13 protein-coding genes are annotated in these 19,503 nt (G+C 39.4%); 8 read left to right on the top strand and 5 right to left on the bottom strand.

Annotated features, from left to right (window positions below; all coding sequences use genetic code 11):
• Positions 1-11 precede the first annotated feature (11 nt).
• Positions 12-944 (bottom strand): hypothetical protein, encoded by a 933-nt coding sequence (locus ACSU6B_RS01890; RefSeq protein WP_410882285.1) that lies wholly within the window; start codon positions 942-944, stop codon positions 12-14.
• Positions 937-1,086 carry a hypothetical protein gene (locus tag ACSU6B_RS01885; RefSeq protein WP_168245755.1) on the bottom strand — a complete coding sequence of 50 codons (150 nt, stop codon included), beginning with the start codon at positions 1,084-1,086 and terminating at the stop codon, positions 937-939. The genes ACSU6B_RS01890 and ACSU6B_RS01885 overlap by 8 nt, the downstream gene beginning before the upstream one ends.
• A gap of 222 nt (positions 1,087-1,308) precedes the next feature.
• Between ACSU6B_RS01885 and ACSU6B_RS01880 the strand changes: the two genes are divergently transcribed.
• From ACSU6B_RS01880 to ACSU6B_RS01845, 8 genes are all read left to right on the top strand, one after another.
• Positions 1,309-3,072 carry a VWA domain-containing protein gene (locus ACSU6B_RS01880; protein WP_410882283.1) on the top strand — a complete coding sequence of 588 codons (1,764 nt, stop codon included), beginning with the start codon at positions 1,309-1,311 and terminating at the stop codon, positions 3,070-3,072.
• Positions 3,073-3,165: 93 nt separating this feature from the next.
• On the top strand, positions 3,166-6,558 hold the full coding sequence (locus ACSU6B_RS01875) for a tubulin-like doman-containing protein (RefSeq protein WP_410882281.1): 3,393 nt from the start codon (positions 3,166-3,168) through the stop codon (positions 6,556-6,558).
• 114 nt (positions 6,559-6,672) lie between these two features.
• A complete protein-coding gene (locus ACSU6B_RS01870) occupies positions 6,673-9,018 on the top strand; it encodes a hypothetical protein (protein WP_410882279.1) in 2,346 nt (781 codons plus the stop codon).
• Between the two features lie 192 nt (positions 9,019-9,210).
• A complete protein-coding gene (locus ACSU6B_RS01865; RefSeq protein ID WP_410882277.1) occupies positions 9,211-10,485 on the top strand; it encodes a vWA domain-containing protein in 1,275 nt (424 codons plus the stop codon).
• 66 nt (positions 10,486-10,551) lie between these two features.
• A complete protein-coding gene (locus tag ACSU6B_RS01860; RefSeq protein WP_214999024.1) occupies positions 10,552-11,190 on the top strand; it encodes a beta-mannanase in 639 nt (212 codons plus the stop codon).
• Between the two features lie 13 nt (positions 11,191-11,203).
• Positions 11,204-12,472, top strand: a complete 1,269-nt coding sequence (locus tag ACSU6B_RS01855; protein ID WP_410882275.1) for a TRAFAC clade GTPase domain-containing protein — start codon at positions 11,204-11,206, stop codon at positions 12,470-12,472.
• Positions 12,469-15,000 (top strand): GAP1-N2 domain-containing protein, encoded by a 2,532-nt coding sequence (locus ACSU6B_RS01850; protein ID WP_410882273.1) that lies wholly within the window; start codon positions 12,469-12,471, stop codon positions 14,998-15,000. The genes ACSU6B_RS01855 and ACSU6B_RS01850 overlap by 4 nt, the downstream gene beginning before the upstream one ends.
• A complete protein-coding gene (locus tag ACSU6B_RS01845; protein WP_410882271.1) occupies positions 14,981-15,283 on the top strand; it encodes a hypothetical protein in 303 nt (100 codons plus the stop codon). The genes ACSU6B_RS01850 and ACSU6B_RS01845 overlap by 20 nt, the downstream gene beginning before the upstream one ends.
• 244 nt (positions 15,284-15,527) lie before the next feature.
• On the opposite strand, the gene ACSU6B_RS01840 is transcribed toward ACSU6B_RS01845, so the two are convergent.
• Genes ACSU6B_RS01840 through ACSU6B_RS01830 form a run of 3 tightly spaced genes read right to left on the bottom strand, consistent with a single transcriptional unit; the run spans position 15,528 to position 19,225 of the window.
• Positions 15,528-16,883 carry a hypothetical protein gene (locus tag ACSU6B_RS01840; RefSeq protein WP_410882269.1) on the bottom strand — a complete coding sequence of 452 codons (1,356 nt, stop codon included), beginning with the start codon at positions 16,881-16,883 and terminating at the stop codon, positions 15,528-15,530.
• 37 nt (positions 16,884-16,920) lie between these two features.
• On the bottom strand, positions 16,921-17,664 hold the full coding sequence (locus tag ACSU6B_RS01835; RefSeq protein ID WP_410882267.1) for an OmpA family protein: 744 nt from the start codon (positions 17,662-17,664) through the stop codon (positions 16,921-16,923).
• A gap of 16 nt (positions 17,665-17,680) precedes the next feature.
• Positions 17,681-19,225, bottom strand: coding sequence for a MotA/TolQ/ExbB proton channel family protein (locus ACSU6B_RS01830; RefSeq protein ID WP_410882265.1), 1,545 nt, complete (start codon positions 19,223-19,225; stop codon positions 17,681-17,683).
• Positions 19,226-19,503: the final 278 nt, after the last annotated feature.

The raw sequence follows: 19,503 nt of genomic DNA, 5'->3' as shown, positions 1-19,503 counted from the left end.
TAAGATCCTTTCTACGATACGAACTGCTTGAAATCAGGATCGTAATGATACTTCACCATAACTAAACGCTTGGTTTTTTCCTCTAGACTGCCCCAATCAACTTCCGGGTTGGAATAGATGATACTGCACAGTCGTAAGAACCGGTCCCTTGGGAAATATTCAAGGCATTCCTCGATGAACTCTGAAAATTCTAGGATGTACAGTTTCATTCGTAACGCTGAGCCGGCCACAGAAATGAGTGATTCCATTCCAAAATCGCTGACAATCGCCTCTCGATACTTAATAAAGTAGGCAATACACTTTTTCGTAAAAAGCGTCCGATTAATTTTTAACACCTCAAGTGCATATTTTACAAAATTCGAATCATAGGATGAAGGGATAAGGGGTTCTAGTTCAAGCTCCATATCACTTCTTAGAACGATTTCATTTAAGACCATGATACGGCGGATTTTCACCTGATCACTCGCAATAAAATCGCCAATATCGCGGAGCTTTTCATATGCCGGGGCTAGTCTCTCAGCATGAACATCCTCTTTGGCTAGTTCACTGTCATATTGAATACCTGCGGCAATTTTTCTAAGGTCGATTCGAAGTAGTTTTTTCAGTTGCATGAAATACTCACTTTTCATGAAGATGGAGGTAAGAATGACATATCCAATGACAAACACTACCCCGGCAATAAACGAGTAATATAACATCTTTACCGTTGGAGCAGCCAAAATACCTACACAAACAAACATTAGGATCCATATCGCTTCAGTAAATAAACGGTTTTTAAAAATCGACTTCACGAGTGTTTCAATTCCGATAAAATCCGAACCGCAATTCTGGCATTTTTCATCCCCTAAAATGGAATAACGGTTGCATTTTTTACACATCTTTAGCTTTTGAAATCGATATTTTGTTCTTTTTTTCTTGGAGAGCTGGACGGCCTGTTTAGCCAATCGAATCACCTTCATTTAGCATGATGACTAATTCATCATCAATACCTTCAAAATCACCGCTATTTCGCTTATTTTTCATTAATTTATAGGTTTTCCAACAAAGGATTAAAACTAGAAGACTAGTGAATACCACACCGTACATTTTACTTCTCCTTTTGAGATCATTTTATGAAAACTAATTATCCACAATCAAACCCAGATATTTTCCAATAAATACATTAACTTATATTATAATAGTAGAATTATAATATATCTAGGGAATAATTGTTTCGGTATATAATAGGAAAGTGGTAGAATAGTTGTACAATGCAAGAATTGTAATTATTACCCGAAATAGGAAAAATGCAGTGGGGGTTGCACACAGATGTTAAGAAAATGTATCAGTAGTTTAATCATAGTTGCGTGTCTATTCTGGAATATTTCCTTATATAATGTACACGCTGCAAGTCCGTTAAATTCCACTTCTCGAATGGAGGGAATGCTTGTCGTTGATGTGAGTAATTCCATGAAGAGCAGTGACCCAAAGAATATCAGTAACGAAGCGATGAAGATGTTCATTGATATGGCCTCCTTTAATGGCGATAAAATTGGTGCCATCGCTTACGCTGACGAAGTCATGCGTGAAAAAGCGCTTGTCAAAATCAAGTCAGAACAGGATAAGAAGGACCTAAAGTCGTTCATCGACTCTGTTCAAAAATATATGTACACCGATTTATCAACTGGGGTTAAGGAAGCCGTCAACGTATTAGATAGTAGTCACGAGCAAGGTTATTACCCACTGATCGTGCTGCTTGCCGATGGGAATAACGAACTAGACCCAAAGAACTCCAAAACCGAAAAGCAAGCGGAAAAAGACCTAAACCAAGCAGTCGCCGCCGCTAAAGCGAAAGGATACCCAATCTATACGATTGGCTTAAACGCTAATGGTAAGCTAAATAAACAGGTTCTCACAAATATAGCCAAGAGCACGAATGGGGAATTCTTCGAAGCAAGTTCTGCCGATAAATTGCCCGGCATACTTAGTGAAATTTTCGCCAACCATTTAAAATTAAAAATCGTTCCGATTAATCAAATAGTAGGTAATGGTGATTTTCAAGATATCAAAATAAATGTTCCCAATGAAAATGTATTAGAAGCCAACATCTCATTAATGTCAAACCATCCGGTCGAGGTTAAGCTCGTTGATCCTTCCGGTAAAGAGCTCGCCATCCCTTCAGACCAAGTCCTACTTTCAAAATCGAAGACCTACTCTATGGTCAAACTGTTGAAACCAGTTCAGGGAGATTGGACACTGAAGGTTAAAGGGGTAGCAAAGGACAAAATCGATATCAACCTTGTTTTCAATTATGATTTACAGTTGAAGCTAGATAAGCTTGCTAAGCAAAGTTACAAGCCGGGCGAAACAGTTAAGGTCCACTCCTTTTTTGAAGATAATAGTACACCTATCGCTGATAAAAGCATTTATCAATCAATGAAATCGACTCTATATGTGAAAGATCTCGATCAAGGGAAAACCGAGGAAGTAAGCTTAACAGCGGATGACCAAGGCTTTTCAGGTCAATTTAAGTTAGGAAACTCAAGCAGTTATGAAGTAGTGGTAAAAGCGGAAGATAATAGCTTTTTCCGTGAAACGCAGCCGCAAAAAATAACGGTCCAAAACACAGCCAAGACATCTGTAGCAGCTAAAACCACTCAACCAAAAGAAGAGACGCCGTTTTCATGGCTTTATGCGGCTGCTGGAGTGATTGTGCTCATTCTTCTTGCCGTATTTGCTTACAACAAGTTAAGGAAAAAGCAAGGTTTTAGTGGTCAAATCGTTGTGGAAGTAAAAGACGAGGATACTGGTGAACGCTCAAATCCGCAATACAAGCCATTAAAAGGTTTTAAAGGGAAGTTTCAGCTGCATCAGCTGCTGGGACTGCATCCTGAATTCGCTGAAACCAATCAAATTATCTTCAAGCCGCATGCCGGGGATTCTCTCCTGCTAATCAACAACTCGGACTGTTCGATTGAAAAAAGCGGCCGGGCAATCGATGCCAAGAAAGGTCAGCAGATCAAACGAAATGACCGTCTGCGCATTGTGTTAAAGAAGGTAAATAAGTCTATTTATATTGAATATATAAGCTAAGCGGTTTTCGGTGTCAGGCACCGAAAAAGGAATCCTAATCAATTTATTTTTCGTCTATTTATTAGTAGTTCACAGCTAGGGAGGAATAGTTGCATGAAAGCAAGTGTTAAAGAGCATATATCACAGTTGGAAGTCGCCCATGGCGGCGGGATTATATCAGAGAAAATCCGCGTTGATACGATTGACAATCCGATGCTTGTCATTGGACTTGGCGGTACAGGAATTGATGCCCTATTAAGACTCAAATACCAAGTAAATCGCCGTTTTAAACTTCCAGAAGATCCCTTATCGAAAAAAAAGAAAGATAAACCAAGTAACATTGAGTTTTTAGCATTTGAAACGAATGAGCATGATCGTAATAAAAAATATAATGGGATTGGCCTTGACCCCCATAAAGAATTCGTCCTGCTTTCCAACCCAGAAATCGGCAGCGTTCTTTCAAATCGCAGCACGATTGAACCTTATATTAAAGACTGGTTATCACCCGAATTGTCAATAACGGATGGAATCAGCGGGGCTTCAGGCGTACGCCAAGCGGGCAGACTGCTCATGTTTACAAAAATCAATCAGGTTGTAACGATCATCCAAAACAAAATGGATGCCGTACTTGAAGGGTCTGGAAAACGATTATACGTCTTCCTGCTTACCGGACTTTCTGGTGGGACTGGCAGTGGCTGTTACCTAGATATTGCCTACATTATAAGAGGAATCATGGATAAAAAGTTTGGGGCAAAAGGTGTTGACCGTTTAAGTATCCTTGGCTACCTTTTCACTCCTGACGTAAATTTGTCTAAAAAAGGAATCAACCACCATACGGCTGAATACATCCAGAAAAACGGCTATGCTGCCTTAAAAGAACTCGATTACTGGATGAACTGTGATGAAAGAAATGAACGTTTTATTCAGAAGTACGGCAATTTATTAACCGTAAACTCACAAGTACCGCCGTTTAATCTCTGCCATTTAATATCAGGTACGAATACTGAGGGTAAATGGCTTGAGAATGCCTACGATTACTGCATGAATGTAACAGCAGAAAATATTACAAACTTTATGGCTAGTGAAGATAAAGGATCCGGCGAGGAATTTGCCATCCATGACTATATCAGCAATATCAGATCCAATATTGCCGGCATGCATAAGCCGTATCCAGCTAACTATCAATACAACATTATCGGCGCTTCCATGGCAGAAATTCCACTGGAAGAAATGACAACCTACATCGCCTACAAGCTGTTTGAAAAAATGGATAATATGTTTGAAGCAGGTCCTGAGCAATCAGATGTGGAGCAATTTGCTGAAAAACTGCGGATTGACCCTGATTCCGTCCACCAACGCTTTAATGAACGTGTACCAGAACCGCTTTCAGGCTATGAGAATAGTGACCGTTTCTCCTACAACAATGTCATCAAAACATCGGTAACCAACATCAATGATGAATTAGACAGAGAGTTTCTTTTAAAAGCAAAAGATCAGTATCGTAAATGCAGAAAGCAGCATCCAGGCGAAATCATGGAAGAATTCCGCCGACAAATTGAGAAAATGTTTTTAAATTCCAAAAAAGGCCCTATCTACGCATCACGTTTAATCTACCAGAAGGACGGGTTTTGCTTATTAACGACCCTGCAAACCTATGTAGAAAGCTTACGCGAACGTCTAGAACGTATGCCTAAAGCCATTCAATCGGCTGAGGAGTATACCTACAATAAACTTGAAGATGCCAGAAGTGCATTTATATCTAAGGAAAAGAAAAAGAATGCCTATATCGAGTCCAAGTTGAATGAGTATGATCTTCGCGCCGAAAAAGAACGAATGGAAGAAATGATTGAATTCTATGAAGATCTATATCAGCTAATCAATAGCCAAAACAACAAGATTTATGTGGTCTATAAAGAAATCCTCGATGCACTTAGAGGGATATTTGAACAGAACGCCAATATTCTTGTGAATGGTGAGGAAGTCAAACAACAAGATAATGTCACCTATTACTGGCATTTAGTCAGTGTACCGGATGTGGCCCGTGAAATTGAGAGCATGTTCGATTCAAAGGATGGAGAACAACTTGTCCAGCAATGGTCAGAAATGCTTCTCGAAAAGTCATCCTATTGGGTCAATGAATCAGATATCGATATCGTTGGTACCGTTTCAGAATTCCTAAGCGACCAGTTTGGCGAGTTGATTACGAAATCAATGGAAGACTTTTTAAGGCTTAAACATGGCGAAGATATGCCAATTGATCGAATCATCCAAGACAAAATTGCTGCACGACTTGATGGTGATGCAACACCAGTGTTCCATTTAGATAACGGTCGTGGTGCACTTCATTTCCCAGAATGGGGATTTGTATCCGTTCCAGTAAAGGCTCCTAATATTTTAAAAGGAGTGAAGGAATACCAAAAGCATTCGATTAGTGAATCTCATTTCACCATTAAAGAGAGTGAACTGAAGAATCGGATCTTCTGGTTAAACACAAAAAATGGTATTCCATTGTTCTCGTACTCCCCACTCTCCATTTATGAGGAGTCCTATGAAAAAACGATTTTAGAAAGAGAAGGCGTTGGCCGCCACCTTGTTCAAACAGATAAAGAAAACTGGGCCTACCTCCCTTCACCGATTCCTGAAGAATCATGGGGAGATACGTACCGCAACAAGCGCGTTCAGCAATACAATGCCAGTATCCGTTCCATGTTTGAACAAGCGATGGAATTTAAAGTCATTACGGTGAAGAATTCCGATCACAGCACTAGTGCTCGCTACGAATGCCATTTTACAAAAGAAATGAACATTTCGGACTTATTTGCTCAGTACGAAATAGATCCGAAACAGTTAAACAAAGCAACCCTTGGCAGCCTGAAGCAAATCCTTCGCCAGCTTAAAGACATGTTTAACGGCGCCATGGAGTCCGACGGTGTGAGTGATATCTTTGACAGCACCACCTTGGAATTGGCAAAAGAAAATCTCATCCGTACACCTAAACTAATTGAAAAAGTAAAACTAGAAGTTAGAAAGTATCACTTAATCAAAGAGAAAATCTCTGAGATTGAGCAATATATTGCCTCACAAGAAGAAAAAGAGGTTTCTTTAACTCAATTCATTCAAGCCGTTTATACAAAAACAATTCGGAAACGCGGCGCCTTATACGTGTACGATAAAGAGATTGAAGAAGATGCATGGGAACCATTTGTGAATTTAATGAAGACAACGAAGTTTGTTGATTATGAACTTTATCATGCCTTCAAAGCATTGAGCCAAAAGAAAATGGATCAACTGCAAAAGAAATCAGATCGTCGCAGCAATGACATGATCAACCAAGAAAACACGACCGAACTTGTTACTGCTTTAGAGGAAATGGCTGCAACCTATTCAAGGGAAAAAGAAGCCCTTGATTACGATTACCAGGATTTAGTCAATGGCGAAGAAATATACCGTTTCTATAAAGAAATGATGCTCAAGGTTAATGACATGCTCCGTCAATTGAAATCATAACAAACAATTACAGATAATTTTATTTAGGCCACTTGCAGCTTTTGCATGTGGCCGCCTCTAATCACACCCATTATTTTATAAATAGGGGAATGTTTTCAACGGGGGGAAACAGCTTTGAAAGAACTCTTACAAAAATACGCAAACACCTTTTCAAACCAGCTGGAAAAAATGACATTGGAGGAAAATGAACAGCGCAGTGTAAACCATCCCATTGTCTTTTTATTTCTAGGCGACTCTGTCAAGGAAGCCATGACATCCATCATGACCATTAATGAAGAAAAATGGCATAACAGCACGGGTGTGTTATATTTCCATGCCTATCAAACCAATACCATCAGCCACGATAACGTGTTATCCATTCAACTTCCAGGCAATCAGTTTGATCCCAAAACCATTCGTAGAAGCATTTACGAGACCTTTTATCAGGATGAGAATTTGCTGATTGAACTAAATAAAACCTTCCGTAAACTTTCGTCAAAAATTGCTGAGTACGGTAAGGTCTATTCCTCACTAGTTAAACTAAACCTATGTGTGGTGACGGCCGTCGATGACCCTGCAAATATCCTGATTCAAGAATTTACTTTGCTGTTAAAAAGTATTTTACAAGAGTCTTTTCGTCAAGTGGAAGTAGATTTGTATGGATTAATAAAGGAAAAGCAGGATGGCGAAAATTTTGCCCTCTCTACTTCACTAGGGATTAGTTTTTTTAATGAGTTAAATCAGTTTCAACACGATAAATACACCTTTGAAAAAGAACTTCAGTTGGAAGAAGATCTGCGGCTGCCAGTCGTTCACCCCCCTTCCCCGCTCTTTGACATGGTGTATTTGTTAAGCGATAAAAATGAAGATGGCTTAATTTCAAGTGATGCCGGGAAGCAAAACTACGAAATTATTAGCAATCTAAATCTCTTAAAAAACCGAAAAATGATTACCGATTATCATGAAAAGATGGACAGCTATAATCATCAGGACTTTAAACGTAGTTTCAGAGGAAACTCTGAGGAACCAGTATTCGCCTCAGCTGGCTTTTCCAAGGTGAACCGCCCCAATAAAGCGATTGCGCTTCATGCGGCCAGCCATTTCTTCCATGAACTGCTGACATCATTAAAAGCAGCCAGCTCCGAGAAACGCGAAAATGTACTCGGCTTATTTGAGTTGACGGAGGCTTCTTTCCAGAAATATTATCATGACATTATTCCTTCGGACGAAAAGCTCGTGGATATGAATGACATGATGGGAGTGTCCAATTCCTATCAAACGGTAAAAAGAATGTCTGTCAAGGAGGCAGAAGAGCATCTGTATGAAGGTGGTACAGAACGCTTTTTCCATACTAACTTTAAAGAGCCGGTCAGTGCGCATTTACAAACCATGAACTTGAAAGCACATATTGAGCGGTGCCTCCATGAAAACGTAATTAATAATGAAAAGTACGGGTTATATTGCGCCTATTTATGGACCTCTGATGCCACAGGCTCGAATTTTAGCATACTGGATGAAATCCATAAAATGATTCGTGAAGCCAAAAATGAACGAGCAGAAACTGAAGCACGGCTCGAGCAGCTCTATCATCGAATCGTGGATAGCTGTGATTTTAAAAAAAGCTATCTCCCATTTTCAGACAAGAAAAACCTAACTAGCTTTTTACGGTATTTTTTTGAAGAAGCTTACGGTTTAAAGTATCAAATAGTCAAACTTGAGGTAAAGCAAGCCATCTTAAAGCAATATCATAAAGTATTACAAGAAAACCACCAGTATCTGCGCGCGAAAATAGAGATTGTCGATCAGGTGGAATCTTTATTGAAACAAGCAGCTGCGGAGAGTCTGTATGATTCGGATGAGTATTTAGATAAAAATATCGCGGAATATTATGGACAAATGCTTAGCAGCATAACGAAAAAGCTGAAGGAAAAACGCGGTCCTCATTTCTTTTCTGATGAGCGCTTTTTTGGAAACCTGCTAACATTCCTTGAAAACGGTGCGACCGAACTGATCGAAAGATTGCTGTTTGTCTGTAATCGTGAGGTATTGACCCAAGAGGAATTCCAGCGCAGCTTTGAAGATGAACTGTTAGAACGGGCGAATGTTATGACGCACTATGATAATCAAGACGTTCTAACCAAAGAGGATTTGTTTAAGCAATTAAACACGCGCTTAAGCGAAAATTCATCGATTCATATTGAAGTTTTTAACTACAAACAGGAACATCGCTATGAAGAAAAATACTTCTTCGGTGACTTTCACAGCAAATTCATGAAGTTCGCTTTAGAAAAAGAACAAGAAACACGCCATTTTAAGGTGGGCTGTGCCCATGAGAAGAATAGCAGCGGAATCGAAAAGCTTACCCTGATGGGCGGCTTTAAGCTGAGTGACTTAATGTACTACCAAAGAGGGGAAAAATACTACAAGGCCTATACAGAAAAAGGATACGAATTCCATCCAAAAGCGGAAACGCCCGCATAGCGGCGTATGGACTGGAGCACTTCGACTGAGATATAGGAAACACGGAGAGCGATAGCGCATTCGTGCTTGACTTATCGTAGGGAGAAGGGCGAAGTCCACTAGCCGTTGGGCGTTGGAGCTAGACGGTAATCAAATTTCAAGGAATTACTTTTAATCATTGAAAACGAACTCTTTTAGTAAGGAGATTTGAACATGCCTGTTCGGAAATTTAGTATCCTGTTTTTTGTTTTTAGTATCATTGCCGGGCTTCTAGGAGCTATCCTTGGTGAGTGGTTAATCGAGTCCTATTATGGCGTTTGGCCTAATATCCTTTTAATGGGCGCCTATTTTGGCCAGCTAGCCCTGATCGCAGGTCTCTTCTGCTTAGGTGCTGAGTTAATTAGTCCCATTATTAATGGACGCAGTTGGCGCTTGGAATACTCAGGCCTTTCTTGGAAAATGCTTGTACCTGCCACTCTCGTCATGCTGTTTGCTGCCGGCCTTTTATTTCAATTCTTATATTCTCTTAATTTCTCAAATATCAAACCGCCCGATGATATCGTGATGGTCATGGATATTTCAGACAGCATGAATGAAACGGACCCTGGACACGAAAGCTTGAAGGCTGCTGGAAAGCTCATATCCAATATGAAGCCGACCCACCGTGCCTCCGTTATATCATTTAACGAAGACGCTGTTATTACAAAATCGATGTTTAACGTCAGTGATAAACAAGAACGCACCGATGCGATTGAGCAAATCAATCGTTTACAAGCTACAGGAAGCACCGATATTGGCAACGCCTTAGACACAGCTATTCAAGAGATTGATGACCACCAAAAAAATGGACGAAAACCAATGGTCATTCTGTTCTCAGATGGTTATAGTGAACTTGACCTTAATGCAGTGGTAGAGCCATACCAGAATAAGGACATTGTCATAAATACGATTGGGATGAGCAAGATTGATAAAGGCGGTGCCCAATTACTTAGATTAATTGCATCAAGTACCGGCGGTTCCTTTTATGATGTTAAAAATGCCAATGAATTAACGAACGTATTTGAAAAAATCTACTTAGAAAACCAGGACCGTTTGCTTGTGACCCAAAGACACGGATTGTTTCAAGACAGCACCTATCTCGCCATTCTCCGAGTAGTCTTAATCACGTTAATCGGCGGATTGTTTGGTCTCGCGCTTGGAATAATTTTCGACAACCGTTATTTAGCTAAAAGCTATGCTATTACTGGGGTGTTTGCTGGACTATTAGCAGGATTGGTACTTGAACTTGGTTTGCAAGATAGCCTGCAGTCAGGATTTTCTTACCGCCTCGCTGCCGATATTCTCTTAACTGCGTTAACTGGTCTTGGAACGCTGCTTATTCCGATCCGTGAAAAGTTTTCGGGCAGTGCGCCGCGTAACACCAGTGGTTCCGATTTTTCCTTAAAAAGAAATTCATCAAAAAGGGATCATTTTAAAAAGGGATTTTGATGGACAGCGTTCAGGAGCGGCTTGGATCTCTCCGTACCAATTAGAAAAGATAGTGGGTGATTTCTGGTGAACTGGGAAACCCTTGCTTCCCCTGATTATGAAATAAAGGATATACGAAAAACAATAAGAGATTCAGAGGTTCACTTAACTTGGTTCTGGTCTAAAGATATCGACTTTGTCTATATTTATAAAACGCCCTCAGAAAATGTGAAACCAATCAGCGAAATCAATGAGCAGGATTTGAAACTCTATACCCGCGAGGAATATAAAGCCAATCATGGATATGTTGGAAGACTGGATGCGATTGGCCGCTATGCCTATCGCATCTTCCCCTGCCAAAAACGTAACGGAAAGCTGGCTGTTTTTAGTCAGGAAAACGATAACAATCTCATTTATATAACGGGATCGAAGGCAAAGATTTATTTTTCAATTACCTATAAAAATAAATTCCTTCAGCCGAAAAAAAGAGTCCGCATGTCCATCATGACAGAAATCGTGCTTGATAAAGATCTGTTAGTCTATGTTAAAAAAACGGGCAGTCCTCCCATGTCTATTGAAGATGGCACCGTCTTCCCATTTATTCGTGACTTCCCACCTGGAAAAACGGAGCTGCTCGAAAAGGAAATCGGCAAGGATGAATATATTAGAATCTTTTTTAGTAATGGAAGGAAATCAGCTGAAATTTTTGAACTGATTCCACAATAAGGAGAGACCCTACATGTTTGGACTACTAAAACGAGTGTTTGAAAAAAAGCGGCCAGAACCTACCAGACTGCCTTTTTATGATATTGTCTGCCCCTACTGCTTTTCAAAATTTCATCATGAAGATGTCGTCTTCCGTGCCGCACACCACCGTGATGATGATGAGGTATTTTACCTTCAGGAAGATGATAAATTGAATGATTATCGGGCGAAATTTGGGCTTGCCCCTATTGATGAACTGGAGGCAATTGTTTATCCTTCGACGATTCCAGATGAAAATAAGATATACTCCGACCGTGTGCTTATGGGTGTTTCTGATAAATATGCGGTTGTAACGAGAAAGCGACTTTGCCCAGGGTGCCATAACGAACTCCCCGTTACAGCAGGTAAATATCCAAGTAATATTCTTTCCATTGTCGGTGCTACTTCTGTCGGGAAATCTGTTTATATTACGTCTCTCATTCATACCTTGCAGCATGTAACAGCTAATAATTTTAATGCGGCATGTATTCCGCTTAATAACGCGATTAGCAGAAGATTCAGGGATGACTATGAAATTCCTTTATTTGAAAATGGAAATTTGCTTGATGCTACCGCTGTGACAAAGCGCCAAGAACCGTTTATTTTCCAATTTGTGTTTAAAGATGAAGACAAAGCACCACTGACACTCGTATTTTTTGATGTAGCTGGTGAGGGTATGACTGAACAAGAATATCTTCAACTTCATGCTCCCCATATCAAAAATTCAGCGGGAATTTTATTCTTAGTCGACCCAATGCAAATTCGAGCAATCCGTCAGAAAATGCTTCATCAAATGGGTGAAAATCCGGGGGAGATAGTTGGACTTGCTCGTGAACCCCGCGAGGTTGTTGTCGCATTATTTGAGGATTTCATTTCCCAACAGGAAAACAACAAAACGAATATTCCAACTGCAGTCGTGCTGACAAAAAGTGATTTATTGTATACCCTAAGTTCCGACGAGGGTGAATATATTCGTTCTAATAGCAATGTGTTCCGCAATGTCACACATAGTGGATACCTTAACCTGGATGAATACGAGAATATTAATGGAGAGATTAGAAGATTTCTATCAAAGGTAGATACTCCGTTCGTCGGTTCCATTGATGTTTTTTTTAACGAGGCTTCCTATTTTGCCGTGTCTGCCCTCGGAAGCAATCCAGTCGATCGACAAGTTAGTGGGATTATTAGTCCGATTCGTGTGGATGAACCGTTTATTTGGCTCCTGTATAAGCTGGGTTATATTGAAGGGAGACATGTGCAGTGACCGGAAAGTTAATTCAACAACAAATGTATACCAGGGAACGGGGCGGAATATTCCTCTCAACGGACGGATATGATACCATTGCTATTTCCGAAGGCTTGGATAAGTCATTTGTGAAAAAATATTTACATCCCTTTTGCATTTATCAATCGCCAAAGGCTTTAACAACACGTGGGGAAAAGGACAGCTCCCTCTACCCGGAAACTGTCACACTATTTCAGCCGGAAACCGGTGACATGGTCATTGGTCAATCTGTATTTGTGCCTGCTGATTTTACGGGTCAGCGCAGCGCTTATTTCATGCATAACTATGTACTCCCGCCTAATCGAAAGGAAGAATGGATTAAACATCCTGAAAAGCTATTTCAAATAAATGACTTTCAGACTTCCTATAAAACGGAGCAAGGCCATGTTCTTCCGGCACTGGAAGAAACCGGATATGATGATATGGATGTTCTTGCCGGAAAAGATACTCTTTTGGGGAATTTAGGAATTCGCGAAGAACAGTTTAAACAACTATTATTTGCAGTCATGTCGTCCATTGCTGGGAAGAAAAAGGTGTTTATCTCATTAAATATACCTTTGCAGGAATATTCGAAGGCTGCACTTCAACTGTTGGAGTTAGTTTATCTTTATTTGCCCTATGCACACCGCCGCAAATTAGGCGCAATGACCTTTTCAAGTGAGCCAGAGAGTAAAAACTATATCCATGTGATGTTTTATGAGCCAGGTACATTAAACATGAATGATCGTTCGATTGAAAAGCAATTCATTTTTGATTTTGCAAATGATAGGATTTCTGGCCTCGATATTTCTGGTCAGAAGCATGAGTATCTAGACTTTGCACTCGACCATTTTTCCCAATCGAAGCGAATGGATGATTTCTTTGCGTTCGCAGAAACAGCGTTATCAGGCTTAACTGAGGAGCAGAAGCTAGAGGTGGCTAGCTACTATCAGTTGACCTCCCTTTATCAAACACTTAATAGTCATGATGACTCCTTATATAATGATAATAAACTAGGCTTTTTAAATAGTTTGCAGAAGTTTCTACAGGTGAATAGTGACGAGAAACAACCTTTGATTGAGCTATTTTTAAAAATCCTAGCGATGGAAAAATATGCAGGCGATCCTGCAACAGCTCTAGATTACATTCACGCTGTATTGTCCATCAATCAAGTGGTACGAAGCGATGAGGCTCTCTCATTCATACTAGAAACACTCAACTATTATCAAAATGCTCAACTTTTCCATAAGCTCTGGAAATTGGTTGAACAGGACAATCGCTCTTATAAAGAGATTTTGATGTTTATTAATGAGCATCCCAACTATGACAGGCTCCTTGAGCTTTATCTGGATGAACGGTTCAATCGGATCATTCGAGTCGAAGACATTCTGTGTGAGCTCAAATCAATGCTTGGCTCACCATACCTTTTAGCTATTGAAAAATTTAAATCGGTTGTGATTACCAAAATTGAAGCCTCGTTAAAACAGGAGAGTAATGCTTTCACCGCTGTTCTTGCCATCAAGGACTTTAAAGTGGATATGGCAGACAAGGATTTTCTCGATTTTAAACAAAAGATGTTTGGGCGGTCAGTATGGGTCATGTTAGATCATATTCGTCCAAAAGAGCTGACGGCTCAGGATATCATGACATTCGGTAAAATTTTCAACCAACCGATAAACCCGAGAGATATGAAGGATGGCAAGGCAAAAGATAATTATCTAATGACTGATGCCCTATACCAGGTGCTCAGCATGCCATCTCAGGCTAGTCCTAATCAGCTTAAATCGTTATCAAGATCGGGCCGGGAACTGGTGCGGGAGATTTTGCAGCAGCTCTTACGAGTCAAGGTTACCACTGAGCACATTCCAGTTCTAAATATTGCCTTTGGATCGGAACATGGTGAAGTAGATTATGGGATGCTATTTAAACACTTGATCCAATACGGCGATGACAAAACGATGATGGCTTTTATAAAGGATCATTCAAATTTAGTTGGAATTGACTTACCCTATCGAAGTGCTTTACGAAGCTATTTAGTTTCCGATCCAAAATCAATTTGGCGGAATAAAAAGTACAATAAAGAATTGAAATTAATCCGAAAGAGCAGCTTTAAGAACTTTTTAAAGGAAGTTGAAACAGAAACAGCAAGTCCTCTTGTCAAATTCTTTAAAAAGTATGGGGTAAAACTGTTAATTATTGTAGTCGTACTTGGCGGAGCAGGCGGTGCAGCTTGGTTTGGAGTGGACTATTATTCCAGTAAACATTCCACAAAAAAGGTTACATCGACACCGGCTGTGAAAAAGAATGTCAAGAAAGCAGAGAATGTAGTATCTCTAGACCAATTTAAAAAGTTATCTGATGAAAAAGTAGACGGTGAGAACTTTAGTCTACCTCTTGATGGAAAGCAATTTGAAAAAATTGTTGGACAAGCCCAAGGGGTAACCCTGACCGATCGACAAGAGGGTAATTTCCAGTTGGATCTGAAAGCTGAAACGGAAGCCAGCCCCTTTGAAAATGGGCAGGCTTAAAGGTGGATTCTCGCTTGTTGGGACGGAATATGATTTTGATCCTGCAGATAATACATCTGAAGTGGTAATCGTTTCAAAAAGCCAGTCAGGAGAGTCCTATCTTTGGGTCTTCTCGACTAATACTGGTCTAAAAGGCACAGCAGAACCACTTGAGCCTATTTTTAAGGCGGTGGGAATTACAGACGTAAGGTTGGATAATAAAAAACTTACGCTGCTTCAAGGGGCAAACGAAGTTGCGAATGAATTCCCATTTACCGACCAAATAAGTGACAGCCAAGAATAGTGCAAAAAAGAGCATTCCAATGGTGGGATGCTCTTTTTTTGTGGAAACCTATATTGTTGATTTTGGGGAACTAGACATTGGAGACACTTTTTACTTTTTTTTATGATTTTTGTCCCCAATAGCCCTCATTGGATACACTTTTTTCTGTTTTTATCTAATTTTTGTTGCCAATAGCCCTCATTGGACACACTTTTTTCTGTTTTTATCTAATTTTTGTTGCCAATAGACTCATTGGAGTTACTTTTCATTTTTTCTCTAAGGTAAACTTATTATTTTTCAAAGAAAGATTGGACAATTCTGTTCCTGTCACGCTGATAACATCTTTGCTCTGCTTAACCTCAGTACCATAGTCACTCCATACCTGTTTGGCACTTCCATTTGCTTGTACTGTTAGTGCGATCACTTCTGAAATTAAACCACTATCATCTGGAAGTTCAAAAACCAGCAGACCGGTTTGCCCATTTTCTGCTGTAATTGTTAGTAACGAATCTATATATGATTTTGTTTCGGAAGAATTGCCATTATACTCATGCGATTCCCCTACCTTCTTGCCCTGGGATAAAATAAAAACTTTCACCTTGCCTGATGAATCGTCTTGTTTCTGGGCAGCGGCAACTAAAGTATATTCATGACCTGCTACTTTGATGGAAGCATGTTTGATTGGATCCCAGCCAGAAACTACTTGCGAGAATTGACTTAAATCAACCTGACCCTTTTTCTCCACTGCCTTCACCTTTGGATTGTCCTTTTCCACAGCTGTTTCTTGCTTACTTTCGCTCGCTTGATTCGAGGTTTTTTCCGCTCCACCCTTTAAAAAGTTAATGGAAAAGATGACGATTATAAGTATAGCAGCAACAGCAACGCCTATAAACAATGAGACGGATTTCCGCTTTTCTTTAGGGGGCGAAGGAGCAGGAGTTACAAACTCTGGCTCTTCCCTTTTGTTTTTCTCCTGAATAGCTGATTCAAAAACGGTCTTTGAGGATTCACCTAGATTCACTAATCCGGGCTTGGGAATCGCTAATTTCCTTAGAATCCACCCTTGCAGTTCCTCGATGTGATCAAAGCTTATCCCCTCAAAATGCGATTCAGCAAGGGAAGAATGATTTTTTAATACGGATAGCACTTGTTTAAGGTCATCCTGAATGGTTATTTTTCTATCTGGTTGAAAAACGGTTCTCTCACCTGCGCCATATAAGATAATCTCTCCATTTTCTTTTATCCAGATATTAAATCGATTGATCTTACCATGAAGAATTCCATGTTTGTGCAAATATACGACGGCATCGACGAACTGATCAATTTGTTTCCCGGTAAGCATCTGCTCTTTTTCTAAAAAGTTTCCTTCGTTTCCTTCCATCACAACAAAGGGCTTACGGTCCCATACATCTAGCACCTTCACTGCAGGAAGGTGCTTATAATTGGTAATCTTCGCCTCGTACTCATGATAGAACTGGTTCCACTCATCACGAAGCGGCAACTGATGGATCAAGCGAAGGATTCCTGATTCTCCGTCCTTTGGATCTTCCACTTGATAAACGGTTAATTGCTCACCAGTATATAGTTCTTTAATGATCTTGAATTGGTTAATGTCAGCCATTTTCACAGCTCCCTGGTCATACTAATACCGAAGGAACCTACTTCCCAGTTTGGGTTTCGCTTCCCTCGTAGCTATTTTTCAGCCTAAATTTGAACTCAACCCGCCTCGACTGTGCACGGTCCACCTTGCCTTTGACGATCTTCAACTGGCTCTCAGACCGTCCGTTGGCGGTAATATTTTTTGTTACCTGATTCTTATATGGAAAATCTCCGAATTCATCACTTAAAATGTATTTCACGACACTGAAAGCCCTGCGCTGGGATAGATCGAGGTTATACATATAGTCGCCTTTATCATCGGTATGCCCTTCGACCACGACTTCAGCAATACTGTTGTTATACTTTCCGTAAAGTGTCTTAAAATAAATGGGGATAAACTTATCCAGCTGTTTTTTAAATTCTGGCTTAATAACATCCTTGCCCTTTTCAAATAACAAGTCATCCTTAAACTTAATTGCACCCGTGTCTTTATCGATTGAAATTTCCATATGCTGCTTTTTAAATTCCTTGTCTAAATCTTTGACAATATCCTTTTGAATGTAGGATAACGCCTCAATCTGCTTTTCTTTGTCAGCAATTTGCTTTGCTTGTTTCTTAATTTCCGTCTGGCTTTCCATCGCTTTTGCCTGCATCGCTTTGCTTTCTTTATTAATACTAATGATGATCGCGACAAAGATAATTAAGACAACTAAAAGGATGGTTGATAACAAATCTGTAAACGTGGGCCAGAAATCTGATTCTCCGGAACCGTCATTGATTAGTCGTTTATATTTTTCCTTCATTGCTCAGACCCTTTTCCTATTTTGATAGATTAACTGCATATTGTTTTTCATTCATTTTTTCTGAAAAAGTCTCTAGACTCTTCATTAAATCATTCAAAGTTGACTCAAGAGAGTTTAAAGCTTCAGGTGTCTCCTTAGCCCCTTTTGAAAAGCTTTGGTCCAGTTTTCCGATGAGATCATTTGTATTTTTAATATTGTTGCTCAGGGCGTATAGGCTCGTTTCTAAAGATTGATTAGATGACTCTTGAATGCTCATATAATTTCCCATACTGGTCACGGCATCCTTAAACAAGTCCTTCACTTCTCCGTTTTCTGTATTCGTCTCTTTCAGCTGCTTCAATAGACCTGCTTGCTCTTTTTTAATTTGTTTATAGATCGATTCAGTCAATTGCTTATGCATATCTACTTGTGATTCATTTTGAGTTACAATTTGAGAAATTTGAGACGTCGTACCTTCGAAAAAGTTGGCCATTTCTTTGTAAGCTTGTTGGATCTCCTGTTGTGAACTATCCACTAATGATTTATATGAATTGTGTAAGTTATAATTGTTTTTCATAAAACCATCAATCACATTGTTTTGGTTCGCGACAAACGACTTAATGTCATGGGCTGTATTTTCAAACGTCATCTTAATTTCGTTATTAAGATTGTGCTGATTATTAAAATAAGTAAACATTCTCTCAAAATCATCATGAATTAACGCGGTCTTTTGATTAAACAATTCAGTAATGGCCATCATGTCTTTAAATAAACCACTAACTGCCATCGTGTTTTGCTGAAAGTTTTTATTAAATTTTTGTAAATTATCAGTAGCTATTTTAAATTCCTTCGAAAAGCCGGCGACCTCCAGGAAGGCATTTCCCATATTGTGAACGGCCTCTTTAACTCCACCAATAGCCTCGACCACATAATAGTCAGAGGTTTTTTGATCCTTTTGGTGAATAAAGTTTTCAACTTTCAACATAACTTGCAATAGTAATTGTTCCGAGTTTCTTACCTTTGAATGAAGATTGATCGCGATCGAAAATAGAATTCCACCGATACTAGTGAAAAAGGCAGTATGGACGCCCCCTAACACCTTTAAGATGGATTTATCAATATCACTTGGGTTAAGGGCAGCTAGCGTGATTACGAGGCCTGTAAAGGTACCGAGGACCCCGACGAGTATGGAAATCGATGCAAACGTATGAATCAGTTTCATTCGTTTGACAATACTTGTTCTATTATCAATATGATATTCAGACATAAACACCTCAATAAACGATGGAATATTGAGCTGTGTCTTTGTTCTTTCTTTTTTATCATTAAATGCTCGCCATATCGTTACAGCAAGTTGATTATTTTCTGGATTTTTCGAAAGATCTTCATCCTGTTTATTTAAAAATGTAAAGATGGTGTTATTACTTTTTATTGAGAAATTGGCAATCATGCCAAGAACAATTAAAACGGCTAGTACAAGAAACTCATTTGCACCAAGCTTGGTGGCCCCTCTACTTAAATAATAGATTAATAGTAAAAAAGTCGGTAAAAACATTAAAAGAGGTAATAAAAATCGATTCATTCTATTTGTCCCTTTCCTTTAGATGTAAGTAATTTGTCAATTTGTCTAGAATTCCATCTTTAATTGTAACAAAGAAAAGTAATTTTTAGGGAAAAATATAAATTTTTGTCGATGGAAACTACTGGTGAGGGGTTATTTTTAAGGCATAAGGTTTAGAAGTGGTTTAGATTTTCTAAATAGAAGAGATTGGTAAATTTCGAGGCTTTTTAATTAAGGCTTTGTTGTGTTTATTTTAGTGGAAATTCTTAAAAGAAGACAAAAAAGACAACCTTTTTCAA

This window comes from Neobacillus sp. C211, from assembly GCF_051842875.1.
GTDB lineage: Bacteria > Bacillota > Bacilli > Bacillales > Cytobacillaceae > Neobacillus.
Note: the sequence above shows the minus strand (reverse complement) of the source record. Positions and strands in the feature narration are given on the sequence as shown.

Bases quoted from the DNA above. Each gene is read 5' to 3' on its own strand.
- ACSU6B_RS01885 (WP_168245755.1), bottom strand. From the start codon at position 1,086: ATGTACGGTGTGGTATTCACTAGTCTTCTAGTTTTAATCCTTTGTTGG.
- ACSU6B_RS01880 (WP_410882283.1), top strand. From the start codon at position 1,309: ATGTTAAGAAAATGTATCAGTAGTTTAATCATAGTTGCGTGTCTATTC.
- ACSU6B_RS01875 (WP_410882281.1), top strand. From the start codon at position 3,166: ATGAAAGCAAGTGTTAAAGAGCATATATCACAGTTGGAAGTCGCCCAT.
- ACSU6B_RS01865 (WP_410882277.1), top strand. From the start codon at position 9,211: ATGCCTGTTCGGAAATTTAGTATCCTGTTTTTTGTTTTTAGTATCATT.
- ACSU6B_RS01855 (WP_410882275.1), top strand. From the start codon at position 11,204: ATGTTTGGACTACTAAAACGAGTGTTTGAAAAAAAGCGGCCAGAACCT.
- ACSU6B_RS01840 (WP_410882269.1), bottom strand. From the start codon at position 16,883: ATGGCTGACATTAACCAATTCAAGATCATTAAAGAACTATATACTGGT.
- ACSU6B_RS01835 (WP_410882267.1), bottom strand. From the start codon at position 17,664: ATGAAGGAAAAATATAAACGACTAATCAATGACGGTTCCGGAGAATCA.
- ACSU6B_RS01830 (WP_410882265.1), bottom strand. From the start codon at position 19,225: ATGAATCGATTTTTATTACCTCTTTTAATGTTTTTACCGACTTTTTTA.